The organism is Amycolatopsis sp. cmx-8-4 (assembly GCF_046548675.1).
Classification (GTDB): domain Bacteria; phylum Actinomycetota; class Actinomycetes; order Mycobacteriales; family Pseudonocardiaceae; genus Amycolatopsis.
In genome coordinates, this window is the sequence record NZ_JAEBDZ010000002.1 from 511,687 (window position 1) to 527,686 (window position 16,000).

At 72.1% G+C, this 16,000-nt stretch carries 13 protein-coding genes; 3 read left to right on the plus strand and 10 right to left on the minus strand.

The features are described from left to right. Positions 1-14: 14 nt before the first annotated feature. Both ACLJQZ_RS05145 and ACLJQZ_RS05150 read right to left on the minus strand, forming a co-directional pair. Complete coding sequence (locus ACLJQZ_RS05145; RefSeq protein ID WP_410618893.1) at positions 15-215, minus strand: hypothetical protein; 201 nt, start codon at positions 213-215, stop codon at positions 15-17. Positions 216-420: 205 nt separating this feature from the next. After that, on the minus strand, positions 421-981 hold the full coding sequence (locus ACLJQZ_RS05150) for a TetR/AcrR family transcriptional regulator (RefSeq protein WP_410618894.1): 561 nt from the start codon (positions 979-981) through the stop codon (positions 421-423). Positions 982-1,108: 127 nt separating this feature from the next. Here ACLJQZ_RS05150 and ACLJQZ_RS05155 point away from each other — a divergent pair, with 127 nt between their 5' ends. After that, positions 1,109-2,224 carry an FAD-dependent oxidoreductase gene (locus tag ACLJQZ_RS05155; RefSeq protein ID WP_410618895.1) on the plus strand — a complete coding sequence of 372 codons (1,116 nt, stop codon included), beginning with the start codon at positions 1,109-1,111 and terminating at the stop codon, positions 2,222-2,224. A gap of 290 nt (positions 2,225-2,514) precedes the next feature. Next, complete coding sequence (locus ACLJQZ_RS05160) at positions 2,515-3,714, plus strand: sensor histidine kinase (protein WP_410618896.1); 1,200 nt, start codon at positions 2,515-2,517, stop codon at positions 3,712-3,714. A gap of 664 nt (positions 3,715-4,378) precedes the next feature. Here ACLJQZ_RS05160 and ACLJQZ_RS05165 read toward each other — a convergent pair. The 6 genes from ACLJQZ_RS05165 to ACLJQZ_RS05190 all read right to left on the minus strand — a co-directional run bounded on the left by ACLJQZ_RS05165 (position 4,379) and on the right by ACLJQZ_RS05190 (position 9,766). Beyond that, positions 4,379-4,723, minus strand: coding sequence for an RNA polymerase-binding protein RbpA (locus ACLJQZ_RS05165; RefSeq protein ID WP_247049185.1), 345 nt, complete (start codon positions 4,721-4,723; stop codon positions 4,379-4,381). Positions 4,724-4,832: 109 nt separating this feature from the next. Beyond that, a complete protein-coding gene (gene secG, locus ACLJQZ_RS05170; RefSeq protein ID WP_247049184.1) occupies positions 4,833-5,063 on the minus strand; it encodes a preprotein translocase subunit SecG in 231 nt (76 codons plus the stop codon). Positions 5,064-5,189: 126 nt separating this feature from the next. Next, the gene (tpiA, locus tag ACLJQZ_RS05175; protein WP_410618898.1) at positions 5,190-5,975 is read right to left on the minus strand and encodes a triose-phosphate isomerase; all 786 of its coding nucleotides are present in this window, start codon (positions 5,973-5,975) and stop codon (positions 5,190-5,192) included. Next, entirely contained in the window at positions 5,975-7,189 is a 1,215-nt protein-coding gene (locus tag ACLJQZ_RS05180; protein WP_410618899.1) for a phosphoglycerate kinase, read from the minus strand. Before ACLJQZ_RS05180 ends, tpiA begins: the two co-directional genes overlap by 1 nt. A gap of 5 nt (positions 7,190-7,194) precedes the next feature. Continuing rightward, positions 7,195-8,196: a type I glyceraldehyde-3-phosphate dehydrogenase gene (gene gap / locus ACLJQZ_RS05185; RefSeq protein WP_326947861.1), complete on the minus strand. Its 1,002-nt coding sequence runs from the start codon at positions 8,194-8,196 to the stop codon at positions 7,195-7,197. 388 nt (positions 8,197-8,584) lie between these two features. Next, positions 8,585-9,766 carry a winged helix DNA-binding domain-containing protein gene (locus ACLJQZ_RS05190; protein WP_410618901.1) on the minus strand — a complete coding sequence of 394 codons (1,182 nt, stop codon included), beginning with the start codon at positions 9,764-9,766 and terminating at the stop codon, positions 8,585-8,587. A 72-nt stretch (positions 9,767-9,838) separates the two neighbouring features. Here ACLJQZ_RS05190 and ACLJQZ_RS05195 point away from each other — a divergent pair, with 72 nt between their 5' ends. Then, positions 9,839-10,483, plus strand: coding sequence for a LysE family translocator (locus ACLJQZ_RS05195; protein ID WP_410618902.1), 645 nt, complete (start codon positions 9,839-9,841; stop codon positions 10,481-10,483). A 229-nt stretch (positions 10,484-10,712) separates the two neighbouring features. Here the strand turns inward: ACLJQZ_RS05195 and ACLJQZ_RS05200 are convergent, their stop codons facing one another. Further along, a complete protein-coding gene (locus ACLJQZ_RS05200) occupies positions 10,713-11,504 on the minus strand; it encodes a TIGR03620 family F420-dependent LLM class oxidoreductase (RefSeq protein ID WP_410618903.1) in 792 nt (263 codons plus the stop codon). 37 nt (positions 11,505-11,541) lie between these two features. After that, positions 11,542-15,999, minus strand: coding sequence for a hypothetical protein (locus tag ACLJQZ_RS05205; RefSeq protein WP_410618904.1), 4,458 nt, complete (start codon positions 15,997-15,999; stop codon positions 11,542-11,544). Position 16,000: the final 1 nt, after the last annotated feature.

Below are 16,000 nucleotides of genomic sequence, written 5' to 3' on the forward strand. Positions count from 1 at the left end.
AAAACGGGGGCTGCTCACTCCGCCCGTACCTCGGCCCAGGCTTTGCTCACCAGCCCGCCGCGGTCCAAGCGGAACTCGCCGCCGCGATCGGCTGCCCACTCCACCCACACCTCGGCCGACCAAGCCTTGCTCACCAGCCCGCCGCGGTCCGAGCGGAACTCGCCGCCGCGATCGGCTGCCCACCCCACCCGCACCTCGGCCCAGGCTTTGCTCACCAACCCACCGCGGTCCGAGCGGAACTCGCCGCCCCGATCGGCCGCCCACCCCACCCGCACCTCGGCCAACCAAGCCTTGCTCACCAGCCCGCCGCGATCCAAGCGGAACTCGCCGCCCCGGTCAGCTGCTCCTCTTCACCCCCCGGCCGGGCGCCGGTGGACCTCGCCGCGATCCGAGCAGGTCTCGCCTGCCCGGACCAGCCGCTCACTCCGTCCGCCAGCCGCGCTCCAGGCGAGCGAAAATCTCCTCCGCCGCCCGGCGGGGGTTCTCGTGGCCCGCGATCAGCTCCCGCGATGCCAGCGCGAAGCGGGCCAGCGCCGCGCACGCCACGTCGTTCTCCGGGACGCCCGACTCCGCCGCGATCGTGTGGGCCAGCGCCGTCTCGTGGCGCATCCACATCCGCCTGCCGTACTCGCGCAGGGCCGGGGTGCTTTCCGTGAGGCGGAGGAACGCGTCGCCCGGGGAGGCGGCCACGTCGACCAGGATGTGCTTGCGCAGCGCGTCCACGATCGTGTGCTGCGGCGGCCGGCCGCGGACCGCGTCGACCAGCGCCGTCTCGATGTCGGCCTCCTGGTCGAACACCAGGGCTTCCTTGCTGGGGAAGTGCTTGAAGAGCGTCGTCACGGAGACGTCGGCGGCGTCCGCGACCTCCTTCACCCCGACCTGGTCGAAGCCGCGCTCGAGGAACAGTTCGAGCGCCGCGTCGGCCAGCGCCTTGCGGGTCTGCGCCTTCTTGCGCTCACGGCGCCCGATCACTTCCGTCATGTCCACCAGTCTACGTGATGGTGGACTCACTTCAAAAGTGTAGTCATTGCACTTTCGTAGTGAATCTGGTTTCCTGAGTTCATCGCCGCCGGAACGAACCGGCGGCCCGAACTTCCAGGGGGAAGCCATGAACACCACCACCACCAAGATCGCGATCGTCGGCGCCGGCCTCGGCGGACTCGCCTGCGCTCGCGTCCTGCAGCTCCACGGCCACACCGTCACCGTCTTCGAGCAGGAGACCTCGGCCGACGCGCGACCCCAGGGCGGCACACTCGACATGCACGGCGACACCGGCCAGGTCGCCCTCCGCACGGCCGGCCTGCACGAGACGTGGCGCGCACTCGCCCGGCCCGAAGGCCAGCAGATGCGCGCGGTCGACCCGCGCACCACGGACGTCCTCGTGGACGAGATCCCCGCCGAGGACGACGAGTTCAAGCCCGAGATCGACCGCGGCCAGCTCCGCGGCCTCCTGCTGGACTCCCTCTCCCCCGGCACCGTCCGCTGGGGCCGCGCGACCGACGACGTCACGCCGCTGCCGGACGGCACCGCCCGGCTGCGTTTCACCGACGGCACCACCGAGGACTTCGACCTGGTCATCGGCGCCGACGGCGCGTGGTCCCGCGTCCGCCGCGCCCTGACCGGCGTCCGGCCGGAGTACAGCGGCGTCGCGTTCGTCGAGTTCGGGCTCGACGACGCCGACCGCCGCCACGCCGCGCTGGCCGCGTTGACCGGCCAGGGCACGATGGTGGCGAAGACCGGCGGGAACGCGATCTTCGCCCAGCGCAACAGCAACGGCCACATCCGCGGCTACGCCGTGTTCCACGCGCCGGAGGACTGGCACGCCGGCTTCGACTTCGCCGACACGGGCGCGGTGCGCGCGACGCTGCTGCAGCGCTACGCCGGCTGGCACCCGGAGCTGCTCGGGTTCCTGCGCGACAACGACGGCACGTTCACGCACCGGCCGTTGTACGTGCTGCCGGTGCCGCACGCCTGGACGTCGACGCCCGGCCTCACCCTGCTCGGCGACGCCGCCCACCTGATGCCGCCGCTCGGAGTCGGCGCGAACCTCGCGATGCTGGACGGCACCGAGCTCGCGACCGCGCTGGCGACGTCGCCGACCGTCGGCGAGGCCATCCGGACCTACGAGGCGCGGATGCTGCCGCGGTCGATCGAGACGGCGAAGGCCTGCAAGGAGGGGCTCGTGCACCTTCTGGGTGACGGCATCCGGACGGCGGCGGCCTGACGACCTATCCCAGGCGCCCACGGAGAGGTAACGTGATTCCCACGATGTGGTCATCCCGGTGCACGCTAGGCAGTGACAGATCCACTGTCAGTAGTGCGCCGCCGACGTCATCGCCCGAACGGCGCAATCAAATGCGGAATCCGGACGTCAATCCGCCAACGGCGCGTGAAACTTACCGCCTTCCCACGCAACCTCGTTAGCATCCGCACATTTGTTCTCTGCTGCGCGTCCCGATCGGGCCCTGAGCACCTCTCACCATCAAGTCCACAAGACGAATGGGGTCGCCAGCGATGAGTACAGAGGGACTCTCGATTCCAGGCATCTCGATCGCCGGCTCGGGGCCATCGGCCGCCGAGCGGGTGCGAAGGCGTGGTCTGAGCGCGTTCGGCTCGTTCCCCCGCCCCGCTGTGGTCATGTTCGCCATCGAGGCGGCCGCGGTCATCCTGGCCGTGCTCGACGTCTGGCTGGTGATCCCCGAGAAGGCCCAGCCCTACTCGATCTACCTGTCCGGCGCGGCCTGCCTCGCCGTGGTGTTCCGCCGCAAGTTCCCGTTCCTCGCCGTGCTCGTCGCCGTCCCCGGTTTCCTGGCCGGCTGGGCGCAGCTGGCGAGCATGATCACGCTCGGCATGCTCGCCACTCGCCGTCAGCTGCACTGGCAGACCTGGGTCGGCGCCGGACTGGTGTGGACGTGCCGGTTCGTGCAGTGGCCGCTGGACGACTTCGTCCAGCTGAGCTGGCGCGAGCACATCCTCGACGGTATCTACGGCGTCCTCGTCGCCGGCATGCCGATCGCGATCGGCATGCTCATCGGCGCCCGCACCGAGGTCGCGAACAAGCTCGCCGAGCTGGCCACGAGCCGGGACCGCGAGCGCCGCTTCCACGCCGACGCCGTCCGCGCCGAGGAGCGCGCCCGGCTGGCCCGCGAGATGCACGACGTCGTGTCGCACCAGATCACGCTGATCGCGATGCAGGCCGGCGCGCTGCAGGCCCAGACGACCGACGCTCGGGCGATGGAGACCGCGCAGGTCATCCGCGGCCTGAGCAAGCGGACCCTCGAGGAGCTGCGGTCGCTGCTGAGCGTGCTGCGCGCGGACGCCGACGACGACGGCCCTCGCCCCGGGATCAACGACCTCGACCGGCTGATCCGGACGTCGGAGGTCCCGGTGCACCTGTCCGTGGAGCACCTGCCGGAGGCCCTGCCGAACCAGGTGTCGGCGGCGGCGTACCGCACGGTGCAGGAGTGCCTGACCAACGTCCACAAGCACGCCCCGGGCGCGACGGCGACCATCCGCATCCAGGGTGAGCACGGCGCGCTCAAGATCGAGGTCCGCAACGAGCGCGCCCGCCGGGCCGGCGAAGGCCTGCCGTCGGGCGGCCACGGCCTGACGGGGCTGGCCGAGCGCGCCCGCCTGCTGGGCGGCAGCTTCGAGACGTCCGGTACGGAGGACGGCGGCTTCCGGGTCCGGGCCCGGTATCCACTGAACCACTGAACCACCGACCCGGCCGACACTGCCGACCCGGCACTGTTGACCCGCCCGGTGCTGAGCAGCCCCCGATTCCAGCCTACGGGCGGGGGCCGACAACTCCGGATCCGACGAAGCCGCGAGCGGCGCATTCAGGTCGTTGAAGGCCTGAATGCACCGCTCGCGGCTTTCCGGTTCCCAGGGCTGTCGGTGCTCGCCGGTAGCGTGGAATCGGGGGCTGCTCAGGCAGCCCGGCGGTCGACGCATGTACTCGGAGAGTCGGCTCGCGTGCCTGGAAGGTCGGTTCGCGTACCCCGAGAGTCGGTTCGGGTACCCGGACGGTCGGGTCACGTACCCAGGCAGTCGGGTCACGTACCTGGACGGTCGGATCACATACCGGGAGATCTGTTCGCGTACCTGGAAGGTCGGGTCGCGTACCTGGAGGGTCGGGTCGCGTGCCTGGAGGGTCGGCTCATGTGCCTGGAGGGTCGACTCGCGTGATTGGGGGGTCGACATGGCGTGAGGTCGTGGCGTCTGGCTGCGCGCCGGGTCGTCGGGCCGGGTCAGTGAGTTGACCGTCCGGGTACGTGGGTCGAGCTGGCCCGGGTGTGGGGGCAGGAGGATGGGACCTGGGCGCGCGAAAAGCCACCTCGAGGAGGTGTTTCCTCGGGGTGGCTTCCGGCGGTGACGCTTAGATGATCTCCCGGCGCTGGCGCAGACGCTCGAGGGCCTCGGCGAGGATGGCCTCGCCGTCGGCGTCGCTGCGCCGCTCCTTCACGTACGCCAGGTGGGTCTTGTAGGGCTCGGTCCGCGGTGCGGCCGGAGGGTTCTTCTCGTCCTGCCCGCCGGGGAGCCCGCAGCGGGGGCAGTCCCACTCGTCCGGGATCTCCGCCTCGAGGGCGAACGACGGACGGGCTTCGTGCCCGTTGGCGCACCAGTAGCCGACCCGGCGCCGTGGCGCCGACTCACCTCGTTCCGATTCGCCCGTAGGTCCGGCACCCACCCGGGTGCCCCGAATCGCGTTACCGCCAACCATGAATCCTCACACCTATGGAATCGGCGGCGCGCCCCCCAATAGGCACGCCGAATCGCTGCGCACCCCGCTGGTGTGACCCGGTCTCGATCGCCGGCGGGGGCGCCGGACGTCACACCTTGAGCAGCAGGCCCAGCCCGATGATGCTGATCAGCCACACCGCGCCCAGCAGCAGAGTGATCCGGTCGAGGTTCTTCTCGGCCACGCTCGACCCGGCCAGGCTCGACTGCATCCCGCCACCGAAGAGCGACGACAGGCCGCCACCGCGCCCGCGGTGCAGGAGAACCGCCACCACGAGGAAGACGCTGGTGACGATCAACAGGATTTGCAGGAACAGCTTCATGTCATCCTCTGGGCTCTAGGAGAATGCAGGGGCACGGCCTGGTCGTGACGACCACCACCGTACCCCTGGACTCGTCCACTGCTGTGTGACGGACCGGATACACAGGTTACCCGGTCGTGGCCTCGATCAGGGCAGCGGCCCGCCCGCGGCGAGTGCGCAGAGTTTCGTGAACTCCTCGCCGTCGAGGCTCGCTCCGCCGACCAGGGCACCATCGACGTTTTCGCAGGCCACCAGGTCACTGATGTTGTTCGCCTTCGCCGATCCCCCGTAAAGCACCCGGACGGACGAAGCGACCTCGTCGCCGTACTTCTCCTGGAGGGTGGCGCGGATGGCCTTGCAGACCTCTTCGGCGTCCGCGGGGGTGGCGACCTTGCCGGTGCCGATCGCCCAGACCGGCTCGTACGCCACGACCACGCCGCCGACCTGCTCGGCCTTGAGACCCTTCAGGCCCTCGATCAGCTGCGTCGTGGTGTGGTGGATGTGCTCGCCGGCCTCGCGGACCTCGAGCTTCTCCCCGATGCAGAGGATCGGCGTGATGCCGTGCTTGAGCGCGGCCTTGACCTTCTTGTTGACCAGCTCGTCGGTCTCGGCGTGGTACTCACGCCGCTCCGAGTGCCCGACGGTGACGAAGCTGCAGCCCAGCTTGGCCAGCATCACGCCCGACACCTCGCCGGTGTAGGCACCGGAGTCGTGCGAGGAGATGTCCTGCGCGCCGTACGTCAGCGACAGCTTGTCGCCGTCGATCAGGGTCTGCACGCTGCGGATGTCGGTGAACGGCGGCAGCACCGCCACGTCGACCTTCGCGTAGTACTTCTCCGGCAGCGCGAAGGCGATCTTCTGCACCAGCGCGATCGCCTCGAGGTGGTTCTGGTTCATCTTCCAGTTGCCGGCGATGAACGGCTTGCGTGCCACTAGTTCTTCTCCTCCAGGGCGGTCACGCCCGGCAGTTCCTTGCCTTCGAGGTACTCGAGCGAGGCCCCGCCACCGGTGGAGATGTGCGAAAAGCCGTCCTCGGGCAGGCCGAGCTGACGCACCGCGGCCGCGGAGTCGCCGCCGCCGACGACGGTGAACGCGTCGCTCTTGACCAGGGCTTCGGCGACGGCACGGGTGCCACCGGCGAAGGCCTCGAACTCGAACACGCCCATCGGGCCGTTCCAGAACACGGTCTTGGCGTCGGCCAGCTTGCTCGCGAACAGCTCACGCGTCTTCGGGCCGATGTCCAGGCCTTCGCGGTCGGCCGGGATGGCCGTGGCCTCGACGACCTCGTGCTCGGCATCGGCCGAGAACCCGGTCGCGGCGAGGACGTCGACCGGCAGCACCAGTTCGACGCCGCGCTTCTCGGCCTCGGCGAGGAAGCCCTTCACCTGGTCGAGCTGGTCGGCCTGCAGCAGCGAGTTGCCGACCTCGTGGCCCTGGGCCTTGAGGAAGGTGTACGCCATGCCGCCGCCCACGAGCAGCCGGTCGACCTTGGTCAGCAGGTTCGCGATGACGCCGAGCTTGTCGGACACCTTCGCGCCGCCGAGCACGACCACGTAGGGCCGCTGGACGTCGTCGGTGAGCTTCTTCAGCACGTCCAGCTCGGCCAGCACGAGGCCGCCCGCGTAGGCCGGGAGCACCGAGGCGACCTCGTAGACCGAGGCCTGCTTGCGGTGCACGACGCCGAAGCCGTCGGAGACGAACGCGCCACCCGGGACGAGCGCGCCCAGCTCGGCGGCCAGTTCGGAGCGGTCCACGGCGTCCTTGCTGGTCTCGCGCGCGTCGAAGCGCACGTTCTCCAGCAGGACGACGCCGCCGTCGGCGAGGCCGGCGGTCAGCGTCTTGGCGGACTCGCCGACGAGGTCGCCGGCCAGCGTGGCCTCGGCGCCGAGCAGCTCGGAGAGCCGCTTGGCGACGGGCGCGAGGGTGTACTTGGGGTCCGGCTCGCCCTTGGGGCGGCCGAGGTGCGCGGTGACGACGACCTTCGCGCCCGCGTCGGCGAGCTTCTTGATCGTCGGCAGCGCGGCGCGGACGCGGCCGTCGTCGGTGATGCGGTCCCCGTCGAGCGGGACGTTCAGGTCGGACCGCACGAGTACGTACCGGCCCTGAACGCCCTCGCCCAGCAGGTCGTCGAGGTTCTTGACGGTCATCCGGCTCAGAGCTTCGAGCCGACGAGCTTGATCAGGTCCGCGAGGCGGTTGGAGTAGCCCCACTCGTTGTCGTACCAGCCGACGACCTTGACCTGGTTGCCGATGACCTTGGTCAGCGGCGAGTCGTAGATGCAGGACGCCGGGTCGGTGACGATGTCCGAGGATACGATCGGGTCGACCGAGTAGCGCAGGATGCCGGCGAGGGGGCCCTCGGCGGCGGCCTTGTAGGCGGCGTTGATCTCCTCGACCGTGGCGGCCTTCTTCAGGGTGACCGTGAGGTCGGTGGCCGAGCCGGTCGGCACCGGGACGCGCAGCGCGAAGCCGTCCAGCTTGCCCAGCAGCTCCGGCAGCACGAGGCCGATCGCCTTCGCGGCACCGGTCGAGGCGGGCACCACGTTCAGCGCGGCGGCGCGGGCGCGGCGGAGGTCCTTGTGCGGGCCGTCCTGCAGGTTCTGGTCCTGCGTGTACGCGTGGATCGTGGTCATCAGGCCCTGCTCGATGCCGAACGAGTCGTTGAGGACCTTCGCCAGCGGGCCGAGGCAGTTGGTGGTGCAGGAAGCGTTGGAGATGATGTTCTGCGAGCCGTCGTACTTGTCGTCGTTGACGCCCAGCACGATGGTCAGGTCCTCGCCCTTGGCGGGCGCGGAGATGATGACCTTCTTGGCACCGCCGGCGATGTGCGCCTTGGCGGCGTCGGCGTTGGTGAAGAAGCCGGTGGACTCGACCACGACGTCCACGCCCAGGTCGCCCCAGGGCAGGTTGGCCGGGTCGCGCTCGGCGAGGGCCTTGATGGTCTTGCCGTCCACGACGATGCCCTCGTCGCTGACGCTGACCTCACCCGGGTACCGGCCCAGGATGGAGTCGTACTTCAGCAAGTGGGCCATGGTGGCGACGTCGCCGAGGTCGTTGAAGGCGACGACCTCGATGTCGTGGCCGCTGGCCTGCACGGCGCGGAAGAAGTTGCGGCCGATGCGGCCGAAGCCGTTGACACCTACGCGAACGGTCACTGCTGCCACTCCTCTGAGGATCGGCCGGAGTCCCGGCCGTGACTTGCGGGCTCGCGGCCACCCTAGCGTGCGGGCATGCGCGTCCCTGACTGCCCTGACGAGACTTCCACCACTTGGCGAACGGGTCAAGAATCGATTAAGAAGCCTAGGGGAATCCGGGTGATCGGTTCACGTGTTCTTCACCTGGACCACGGTGGACCGGGAAGGCGCGTGGTCCGGCGGTTCGGGCAGGCCGCACGCGGTGCGGACGGCGGCCCGGCTGGTACTGGCCGGTAGCCGACGCGGACGACTGGATCGTTCAAGCCACCACCGCGATCGGCGCCGGCTCCGGCAGGCCGGCGCGCTCCCGGGTGACGGGCTCGATTCAGAGCCGGGACGCCCATCGCGCTCACTCCGCCAGCTCCCGCTCCAGCGGCGTCCGGAACCGGGGGATCACCCGGACCACGCCGAACCACTTCGCGCTGCGGTCCGCCGCCGCCTCGATCGCCGTCTTCTCCTCCGCGCTGACCTCCTCCAGCAGCCGGAACACCACTTCGCCCGATTCGCGCTGGGCCCAGCCGCCGACGATGCGGCCGTTGGCCCAGACCGTCGGGCCGACGTTGCCGAAGCGGTCGAACAGCGCCGCCTTGTGCGGGCCGAGGAACCAGTCGCGGTCCTGCCAGCCCATCGGGGTCGGGTCGAGGCACGGGAGGAACGCCGCCCACGTCGGCGGCTCGGGCACCGGTTCGAGGTCATCCGCCAGCGCCACCCCCGGCACGCCGCCGAGGTCGACGTCCACGGTGTCCAGCTTGGCCAGGGCCTTCCGCGTCTGCCCGAGCGTCCAGCCGGCCCACCAGCGCAGGTCCGTCAGCGGGGCCGGGCCGTACGCGCGCAGCCAGCGCCGCGCCAGCTCGACGCGGGCCTCGTCCGCCTCCCAGGGCGCGAGGCCCTCGCCCACCCAGTCCTCCAGCGGGTGCCAGACGTACTGGGTGCTGAGCCAGGTGCCGCGCGGGCGGCCGCGGACGATCCGGCCGTCGACCGCCAGCTGGAACAGCACCCGGCTGGTGACGTTGCCGATCGCCTCGTACGGCTTGCCCTTCGACATCTGCAGCCGTTGCCGCAGCCGGGGTTCGGCCTCGCTGAGCTGTTGCGCGGTCGCCGAGCCGAGGCCGCGCAACGCGGCTTCGACCGCCGTTTCGACGTCGGCCAGCCACTTTCCCGGCTCCGGCACGTTCTCCGGGTAGCCCTGCTGGCCGAGGTGCTGCTCCAGCAGCTTCCGCTGTTTCGCCGCGATGTCCGCCGAACAGCCGGCCTGCACGAGGGCCGCGGTCTCCAGGCCGGTGACGAACACCGTGCGGCGCATGCCGAGCAGCCGCAGCACCGTGCGGTCGTCGTACAGCGCGCGCTCGACGTCGGCGACCGCGGCGCCGTCGAGCCGGGCGGCCGCCGAGAGGTGGACGGTCGCCGGATCGGTGGCGTGCAGGGCGACGACGCCCGCGACGGCGTCTTCGACCGTGGCCGCGGGCGCGGCCAGGTGCTGGCGGGTGCCGAGGCGAGCCCGGCGCTGGGCGGTGGAGATGGTCGGAGGCACCCGGAATTCCTACCACCCGGCACCGACGAAAACGCGTGGTCGGTCCGGCGTCCCCGGCGTTAACCTCGCGGCATGGTCTCCAGCGCGCACCTCGCGGCCTTCGCCGCGCTGACGTTCCTGATGGTCGTGGTCCCCGGGCCGAGCGTGCTGTTCACGATCAGCCGCGCGCTGACCGTCGGGCGGCGCGACGCGCTCCTCACCGTCGCCGGCAACTCCTTCGGGGTGTACACGCAGGTCGTCGCGGTCGCGTTCGGTCTCGGCGCGCTCGTGACGACGTCGGCCGCGGTGTTCACCGCGATCAAGATCGCCGGCGCGGTCTACCTGGTGTACCTGGGGATCCAGGCGGTGCGGCACCGCCGCCGGCTCACCGACGCGATGGCCGCGCGGGTCGGCTCGGCGCCCGGCCGGGTGATCACCGTGCTGCGTGACGGCTTCGTCGTCGGCTTCGCGAACCCGAAGTCGATCGTGTTCCTGGCGGCGCTGCTCCCCCAGTTCGTCGACCCCGCCGCCGGGTCGGTGCCGGCCCAGATGCTGGTGCTGGGCCTGTGCCTGCCCGCCATCGCGCTGGCCACCGACAGCGCGTGGGCGCTGGTCGCGGGCACGGCGCGGGCGTGGTTCGCCCGCTCGCCGCGGCGGCTGGAGGCGGTCGGCGGCACCGGCGGCCTGGTGATGATCGGCCTCGGCACGACGCTGGCGTTCACCGGCCGCAGCGACTGACCGCGGAGTACGAGGGCGAGGAGGCCCGCCGCGCGCAGCACGCCGAAGTGGTGGCTGAGCGTCGCCTTCGCCACCGGGAGGTCGAACGTGCCGCACGCCTTCGTCCACTCCGGCACGGCCGCGAGCTCGCGCAGGATGCTGCGGCGGACCGGGTCGGCGACGGCGGCCAGCGCGTCCTGCAGCGGGACGTCGCCCGGGAGCACGTGGGTCAGCCCGCGCGCCCGCGCGGTCACCGCAGGGCCTCCGCCAGCCGTGCCCGCCACTCGCGGGGCAGCCCGTCGAGCTGGACGACGACTTGGTCGGCGCCCGCGTCCCGGTACTCCCGCAGCCGCGCCACGACGGCGTCGAAGTCACCCCACACGGTGACGCCGTCGACGAGCCGGTCCGACAGGTCCGCGACGTCGGCGTCGGTGAAGCCCATCCGGCGGAAGTTGTTCGCGTACCCGGGCACCCCGGCCAGGAACCGCAGCGAACCGCCCCGGACGACCTCCCGTGCCGCGGCGGCGTCGGTCTCGGCGACGACGTTGAGCAGCACCGCCAGCTGCGCGTCCGGCCCGAGGATCTCCCGCGCCGACGCGACGTAGTCCGTCGTCACCAGGAACGGGTACGCGCCCGCCGCGCGGGCCCGGGCCAGCTCCAGCATCTTCGGCCCCAGCGCCGACAGGATCCGCGCGGACGCGGGCACGACGTCCTCGATCTCGTCGAGGTAGTCGTTCAGCGCGGCCAGCGGACGCGGGCCGTGCGCCCCGCCCAGCCCGGCGATGAAGCGGCCGGCGGGCAGGTCCAGGTAGGCCTGGGCCACCTCGGCGGCCGGGACGCGGTCGACCGAGAGGATCCCGCTGGCCACCGGGATCCGCTGCGTCCCGTGGACGACCCCGGCGATCAGCGGCAGCGAGTTCCCCTGTCCGCCGGGCAGCCACAGCGTGTCGTAGCCCAGTTCTTCCAGTTCGACGGCGGTCGCGAGCGCGACGTCGGTCTCGGCGGTGTTCAGCGCGGCGCCCAGCGCCCCCAGCTTCGTCATGCGCGGGTGAACCTCCGGCCGCCGCCCGATGTTCCCGTCACGCCGTCTGTTCGTCCTCAGCGGAATCCGGCGAGTCACCGGCGCGGGTGAACATCCGCGTGGCCGAGAGCCGCGCGACGCCGTCCGGGTCGCCCAGGTCGTCCAGGGAGTTGCGGACCGTCGAGTCCACCGACAGGTACTTCCGGCCCGCGCGCAGGTCGGCGTCGTTGCGCAGCCGGACGATCAGCGGGAACTCCGAGAGCGCGCCCGCGTCGAACAGGCCCGTCGTGTAGATCAGCTGGACGCCCAGCGCCTCGGCCACCGCCCGCTGCAGCTCCAGCAGGTACCCGGCGGACGCGCGGCCGATCGGGTTGTCCAGGAACAGCACACCGGAGTGGCGGTTGCGGGCCTTGCCGCGGTTGTTGGCGCGCAACGCCGCGAGGGTGCAGTAGAGGATGATCGCCGCGGTCAGCTGCTGGCCGCCCGAGAAGACGTCGCGGATCTCCGAGACGCGCTGGCGTTCGGTCCGCAGCACCGAGTCCGGCTTGAGCATGTCGACGCGGAAGCCCTTGGGCGCCGCGGCCCGAACGCCGCGCAGGACCAGGGAAAGCCCGTCGCGCTTGACGTCGCGGCCGTCCGCGGTCTTGCCCACCGCGGCCTCGTCGACGACCTCGCCGAGCTTCTCGGTGAGCGCGTTGTCCTCCAGCTCGTGGAACCGGATGCGCAGGAACTCCTGCCCGGACCAGTCGCCGAGGCCGTCCGGCAGCCGCGAGACGCGCTGGGCCGAACGCAACGTCCGGAGCGCGCCGTCGACCATGCCCTGCAGGCGGGTGATGATGCCGCCGCGGTGCCGGTCGATCTGGGCGAGGTCGTCGGTGAGCGACCGCAGCCGCGGCCGCAGCGCCTCCGCCCACTCGGCGGCGTGCGCGGGCAGCTGGTCGCGCTTGACCGAGATGACCTGCTGCCGCACCGGCGTGCTCAGCTTCTCGAAGCGCTTCTCCGTCGCGTACTGGGCCAGCTGGTCCGCGGCCTCGCGCACCCGCCGGTCGCCCGCGTCGGCGGCGTCCTGCGCCTCGGAAAGGGTCGCGTTGAGCCGCGTGTGCTGGGCGCGCGCGGTGTCGACGTCGCCGTCGTAGGCGTCCGCGTCCTTGTCGGTGACGAGGTGGGCCAGGGAGTCGGCGAGCAGCGAGAAGCCGGACGCGGAGTTGCGCGCGGAGTCCAGGGTCTCCTCGGCCGCCGCCCGGCGTTCCTGCAGCTCTTCCCACTTCCGCGCGGCCACGGACATCTCCAGGCCGGCGGCGTCGATCAGCTCCAGGCCGTGCTCGATGTTGCGCGGCTTGTCGCCGGTGACGCCGTTCTGCAGCGGCAGCACGTCCAGCTCGGCGCGCCGCGTCGAGACCAGCCCGATGGCCTCGGTCCGCTCGTCCTCCAGGCCGTCGACGACGCGGCGGGCGCGGGCGAGGGCCGCCGCGCGGGCGGAGGCGTCGGAGCCGTCGGGCGTCTCCAGCAGCTCGGCGGCGGTCGAGCGGACGGCCTCGTCCAGCGACTCGACGGCCGAGCCCGCGGCCGCTTCGGCCGACTCGGCCTGCTCCAGCTCGGCCCGCAGGTCGCTGCCGACCTCGACCTTCGCGTACGACTCGGACGTCGACAGGTAGGTCCGGCGCAGGGCGTCGACCGGCTCGGCCGGTATCGGACCGTCGTCGATGTCGGCCGCCCCTGGCACCTCGGCGAGCTCAGCGCGGGCGGTGGTCGCGGTCCGGCGGTGGCCGTCGGCGGTGCGCTGCTCCTCCCCCGCCTGCTCCCGCAGCCGCGCGGCCTTGCCCGCGGCGTCGGAGGCCTGCAGGTCGGCGCGCTCGGCGACCTCGGTGGCGCGCTCGACGTCCTCGGTCCACTCCGCGATCCGGGCGCTCCTCGTGCCCAGCTCGCCGAGCTTCCGCGCCCGCTCCTCGGTCTCGGCCGCCGCGGCCCGCAGCTCCGGGACGCGCTCGCGCAGCGACGCCGTCTTTTCGCTCAACCGGGCGAACTCCGCGTCGGCCTGCTGCAGCGCCGTGCGGGCGGTCTCGCGCGCGGTCCGGGCCGCTTGGGCCTGCTCGGCGAGGGTCGCGACGGCGCCGGGCGGGTAGTCCTCGCGCCAGGTGGTGAGCTTCCAGTTGAGGGCGCCGTCGGCGGACAGCTTGGCGGACAACGCTTCCAGCCGCCGCTGCCGCTCGGTGTTGCGCCGGGCGACGGCTTCGCGCTCGGCGTCCGCGGCTTCTTCGTCGTACATCGCGGGGTTCGGCGGCACGAGGAACTCGACGCCGGGCGCGGCGGGCGTCTCGGCCAGCAGCGCCTCGGTGGTGCCGACGGCGATGATCGCGGACGGCAGCAGCCGCCGCGACGTCAGCACCTCGCGGGCGCGGTCCGCGTGGGCGGCGTCGTTGAGCAGGACGCCTGATACCAGCTGTGGCAGGCTTTCCAGCACCTCGGCGCGCCGAGCGGCGTCCAGTTTGGACAGATAGCGCCAGCCGGACCACGCGGTGATCCCGGCTTCCTCCAGGGCGTCCAGCGCGGCTTGGACGTCCTGCGGGGGCGGCAGCAGCCCGCCGGAGCCGAGCGCGGCCAGGGCCCGCTCGTCGGCGGACTCCTCCATCCGCAACGCGGTCTGCTCCTTCTCGACGGCCGCGCTCGCTTCGCGCAACCGTTCCAGCAGCACCGGAAGATCGCTTTCGAGGGCGACGTCGTCCGCGCCGAGCAGCTCGACCAGCCGGCCCTCGGCGGCGAGCGCGTCGGTGCGGCGGTGGGCCCGGTCGAGGTCCTCGGTGGCGCGCTCGAAGCGGTCCTGGGTGGTGCCGGCGAGCTGGTGCGCCTCGTTCACGTTCCGTTGCGCCGCTTGGAGATCCGCCGCGACGCGGTCGAGCTCCTGCTCGCGGCGGGTCAGCTCGGCGGCCGCGGCTTCGGCCGCGGAACGCGCCGCCCGGGACGCGTCGGCGACGTCGGCGCCCGAGGGCAGCAGCCCGCCGCGGACGGCGTTCTGGACCTCTTCGCGCAGCTCGGTGATCCGCGTGGTCAGGCCGCGGGCCTCGGCACGCCGGCCGGCCGCGAGGTTCGCGGCCTCGTCGCGTTCGGTCTGCGCCTTCTCGGCTTCCGCGCGCAACGCGCCCGCGTGCGCCTCGGCCTTGTCGGCCTGGCGCTGGGCGTCCTGCGCCAGCGACTGCAGCCCCCGGGCCAGCGCGGCCGCGGCGGTGTTGCGCGCCTGCAGGGCCGGGCGTGCCTTCTCCTCGCGGTTGCCGACGAGCTCGCGCAGGTCCTTCGCCTTGCGGGCGGCGTTGAGCTGGTTGAGCACGGTCGCCGTCTCACGCCAGGCCTCGGCCGCCGTCTTCGCCTCGCCCAGTTCGGCGTCGACGCGCTTGCGGGCCTCCTGGGCCTCGTCCAGGCGCAGCACGGCGACGAGACGCCGCAGCTCGGTGACGCCGGCCGCGAGTCGCCGGTGGTCGCCCTCGGCCAGCTTCTCCGCCGTCTTGACCTCGGAGACGTGGTCCTCGAGCCCGGACAGCCGGGCGTTCTCCAGCTCGTTGCGCGCGACGACCCGGCCGGCCAGCGCCGCCATGTCGGCCCGCGCGGCTCCGGCGATCTTCCGCGACGCCGCCGCGACGCCTTCTTCGGTGGCCAGCGGGCCCAGCAGGTCGAGCGCGCCGGCGACGAAATCGCGTTCCGACAACAAGTCCCCGCGCTGGGCGAGGTTGTGCGAGTAGGTCGAGACGACCTCGGCGAGGTCCTTCGGCTCGTCCTCGGAGACGACGGCGCGCAACAGGAAATCGACGAACGCCTCGTCGGTGCCGAACGCGAACGCGTCCGCCGCCTCGCCTTCGCCGGCGTTCATCGCGCGCTGGTAGCGGAACAGCTCGGTGTCGAGGCCGAGGGTGTCGAGCCGGCCGGTCCACTCGTGGTGGCGCCGGGTCCAGGACAGCTCCAGCTCGGGCTCGGCCAGCTGGGCCGCGGCGAGCTTGTCGTGGAAGCCGGACATGGTGAGCAGCCGGCCGTCCTGCGTCATCGGCAGGGAGTCGAGGGCCAGCGCCGACGTCGGGCGGAAGCAGTACCAGGAGTCGGCCAGGTTCTCCGAGTCCGAGGAGACGACGTGCCCGCGCCACTCGGAGACCTTGCCGGTGATGATCCGGTGGCCGGTCTCGACGTGCAGCCACTCCAGCACGACGTGCGAGACGTCCTTGGCGGCGACGAACTTCTCGAGCACCTTCGTGCTCGTGGTGCCGACGACCTGGCGGCGGCCGGGCAGCATCACCGAGAAGATCAGCTTGATCAGGACGGACTTGCCGCCGCCGTTCTCCAGGAACAGCACGCTCGCCGGGGACGGGCGGCGCAGCTCGGCCGGCCCGGTCGCGTGGATCCCGGCGCTGAACAGCGCGTCCTGCTGGGGCGCGGTGATCTTGGCGCCGACGCCGCTGAAGTCGAGCACGACGTCCTGGTAGCGGGCACCCGCCGGGCCCACGGAATGCAGGCGGACCCGCGAAAGCTCGTACATC

Bases quoted from the DNA above. Each gene is read 5' to 3' on its own strand.
- ACLJQZ_RS05150 (WP_410618894.1), bottom strand. From the start codon at position 981: ATGACGGAAGTGATCGGGCGCCGTGAGCGCAAGAAGGCGCAGACCCGC.
- ACLJQZ_RS05160 (WP_410618896.1), top strand. From the start codon at position 2,515: ATGAGTACAGAGGGACTCTCGATTCCAGGCATCTCGATCGCCGGCTCG.
- ACLJQZ_RS05200 (WP_410618903.1), bottom strand. From the start codon at position 11,504: ATGACGAAGCTGGGGGCGCTGGGCGCCGCGCTGAACACCGCCGAGACC.
- secG (WP_247049184.1), bottom strand. From the start codon at position 5,063: ATGAAGCTGTTCCTGCAAATCCTGTTGATCGTCACCAGCGTCTTCCTC.
- ACLJQZ_RS05205 (WP_410618904.1), bottom strand. From the start codon at position 15,999: ATGTACGAGCTTTCGCGGGTCCGCCTGCATTCCGTGGGCCCGGCGGGT.
- ACLJQZ_RS05180 (WP_410618899.1), bottom strand. From the start codon at position 7,189: ATGACCGTCAAGAACCTCGACGACCTGCTGGGCGAGGGCGTTCAGGGC.
- ACLJQZ_RS05165 (WP_247049185.1), bottom strand. From the start codon at position 4,723: ATGGTTGGCGGTAACGCGATTCGGGGCACCCGGGTGGGTGCCGGACCT.
- ACLJQZ_RS05195 (WP_410618902.1), top strand. From the start codon at position 9,839: ATGGTCTCCAGCGCGCACCTCGCGGCCTTCGCCGCGCTGACGTTCCTG.
- ACLJQZ_RS05155 (WP_410618895.1), top strand. From the start codon at position 1,109: ATGAACACCACCACCACCAAGATCGCGATCGTCGGCGCCGGCCTCGGC.